This is a genomic window from Pseudomonas sp. 2822-17 (assembly GCF_002742485.1).
Lineage (GTDB): Bacteria > Pseudomonadota > Gammaproteobacteria > Pseudomonadales > Pseudomonadaceae > Aquipseudomonas > Aquipseudomonas cyclaminis.
Window position 1 is genome coordinate 1 of the sequence record NZ_LJRZ01000857.1, and the last position, 252, is coordinate 252.

Sequence of the window (252 nt, forward strand, 5' to 3'; positions counted from 1 at the left end):
GTATATCGTAATAACTTACTTTTTTTGTTAGAGGAGGAGTGTAATAGTATGGGAGAACAATTTGTATTAAATGATGTGGTTGAAATGAAAAAATCTCATCCATGCGGAGAAAACAGATGGCAAATCATTCGGATTGGAATGGATATTCGTATTAAATGTCTTGGATGCTCCCACAGTGTTATGCTACCGAGAAAAGAATTTACTAAGAAAATGAAACGTGTTCTAGAAAGTAATGCTTAAGTAGTCCTGTAC

General features: G+C 34.1%; 1 protein-coding gene. It reads left to right on the plus strand.

Annotation, left to right across the window (positions count from 1 at the left end; all coding sequences use genetic code 11):
- Nucleotides 1-48 precede the first annotated feature (48 nt).
- The gene (locus tag AOA60_RS29520; RefSeq protein WP_099587304.1) at nucleotides 49-240 is read left to right on the plus strand and encodes a DUF951 domain-containing protein; all 192 of its coding nucleotides are present in this window, start codon (nucleotides 49-51) and stop codon (nucleotides 238-240) included.
- Nucleotides 241-252: the final 12 nt, after the last annotated feature.